The 2,461-nt window shown below is 32.3% G+C and carries 2 protein-coding genes; one reads left to right on the top strand and one right to left on the bottom strand.

The annotated features are described in order from the left end of the window. Positions 1–376 precede the first annotated feature (376 nt). Positions 377–2,053: a C69 family dipeptidase gene (locus U9R42_09625; GenBank protein ID MEA3496281.1), complete on the top strand. Its 1,677-nt coding sequence runs from the start codon at positions 377–379 to the stop codon at positions 2,051–2,053. Between the two features lie 184 nt (positions 2,054–2,237). Here the strand turns inward: U9R42_09625 and U9R42_09620 are convergent. After that, a partial coding sequence (locus U9R42_09620) for a hypothetical protein (GenBank protein ID MEA3496280.1) occupies positions 2,238–2,461 on the bottom strand: 224 nt, incomplete at its 5' end.

Raw genomic sequence — 2,461 nt, 5'->3', positions numbered from 1 at the left:
GTAAAAAAAATTGAAGAAGTATATGATTCCGAAATTTCGGAATGAAAACCCTTTCGCTTACGCTGTAGCTTTAGCGAAGGAGCATGGGAACAAAGATAATAAACAATCTGACTGCGTTAAAATTTTTTTCAATAGCTTGTGCCTCCGCTAAAGCTTCAGCGACACGCGGACGGCTATTCAGAAAAATTTGTGCCTTGCATCTTATTCATTATCTTTGTTTCTTAAAAGAAATGTATTTATAGAACCTCCCATAAGAAATAAACTCAAAACAAATCTGTTTACAAATGGGTTTCAAATAATTTACAAATCATAAATACGTATCATGCATTATTATTATATTTGCAAATTATTTTTTAAACTTAAACGAATTATTACAATGAAAAGACTTTATATTTTATTTTTTATAGTAGCAATGTTTTTTAGTTTCGAATCAATTGCTTGTACAAACTTTTTATTAACAAAAGGAGCAACAAGCGATGGCTCAACAATGATTACTTACTCTGCTGATGCACATGTTTTATTTGGAGAACTTTATTATCAACCTGCACGTGATTATCCGGAAGGTGCCATGATAGAAATTATTGAATGGGATACACAAAAAAAACTTGGAAAAATCAAACAAGTTAGACATACTTATTCCGTTGTTGGAAATATGAACGAACATCAGGTTTCCATAGGTGAAACAACTTATGGCGGAAGAAAAGAACTTTCTAAATTTCATAGCGGAATAATTGATTATGGAAGTTTAATGTATATAACTCTCCAAAGAGCTAAAACAGCTCGTGAAGCGATTGAAGTAATGGGTAACTTAGTAGCTGAATACGGCTATTACAGCTCAGGAGAATCCATTTCTGTCGCAGATCCTAATGAGGTTTGGATTTTTGAAATCATTGGTAAAGGTGAAGGTGAAAAAGGAGCAGTTTGGGTAGCTCTTAAAATTCCTGACGGATATGTTTCTGCTCACGCAAATCAAGCAAGAATTACCACTTTTCCGTTAAACGATAAAGAAAATTGCCTTTACGCTGAAGATGTTATTTCTTTTGCAAAAGATAAAGGCTGGTATGACGGTAAAGATAAAGATTTTAGCTTTTCCGATGTTTATGCTCCTGTTGACTTTGGCGGAGCACGTTTTTGTGAAATGAGAGTATGGGCATTCTTTAGAAGCGTTAATGGCGATATGAGCAAATACGAAGATTATGCCGCAGGTGAAATTAAACATGGTGGAAAACATGACTTTGCAAGCAACAGAATGCCTTTATGGATAAAGCCTGATAATAAAATTAATGTTCAGCAAGTAATGAATTTTATGAGAGATCATTTAGAAGGTACAAAATTCGATATGACAAAAGATATTGGTGCAGGACCTTTTGAAATACCTTACAGATGGAGACCTTTAACATGGGAAGCAAACGGCAAGAAGTATTGTAACGAAAGAGCAACAGCTACTCAACAAACTGGTTTTTCATTTGTTGCACAAGCTCGAAATTGGCTTCCCGACCCAATTGGTGGAATCTTCTGGTTTAGTGTTGATGATGCAAATACAAGCGTTTATGTACCAATGTATTGCGGAATAACAAGAGTACCTGAAACTTATGCACAAGGAAATGGTGATTTGTTAGATTTTAATTGGAATTCAGCATTTTGGGTTTTTAATTGGGTTTCTAATTGGACATACTTACGATACAACTATATTGTTAAAGATGTAAAAATTGTCCAAAAAGAACTTGAAGATAAATTTATAGCATTCACTCCTGCCATTGATATGGCTGCTAAAGAGCTTTATAAAAAAGACAGAGCTTTAGGAATTGAATTTATTACAGATTATTCAGTAAATCAAGGAAACAATACGGTTAAAAGATGGACAGAACTTGGAAAATTTCTAATGGTAAAATATATTGATGGAAATATCAAGAAAGAAAAAAATGGTAAGTTTGAAAGAACAGAAACAGGCTACCCTGTGAGTCCCAACCAACCCGGTTATCCAGAATGGTGGTACAAAGAAATAATAAAACAAACAGGCAATAAATTTGAGGTTAAAGGAAGTAGTCATTAATTAGCTTGATGCTTAACAGTTTGTATTTTATTCGGAAAATTGGTGTTCATACCGAAAGGTTATCATGTAAAAGAAAATAAATTTTCTTAACATGCTAATCCATCGGCATAATACTAGTTTCTTCTTAATTAATTTGATGACGGTTTAGTATCAATTGTAATTTTATTCAATAGTTCAAAAGATTTTAATTTATTTTGAATGCTTTAATCTTAGGTTTTTTGAATAAAAATACTTCAGAATTTTCAGTTGTTAAAAGTTTTAAATTATAATTTTTATTTTTTGAAATAATATATTCACTACTTTCTATTTTATCTTGAATATAATTCCCTGATAAATAAAAGGCAACAGCATGTCGTCCTCCGGCAATTGTTGAATATTCTCCATCTATAAATATTGTGTTTCCTTTTC

This window comes from Bacteroidota bacterium, assembly GCA_034723125.1.
In the GTDB taxonomy this organism is placed as follows: Bacteria; Bacteroidota; Bacteroidia; order CAILMK01; family JAAYUY01; genus JAYEOP01.
The sequence above is the reverse complement of the archived record's forward strand: the minus strand, read 5'-3'. Positions and strand labels throughout refer to the sequence as shown.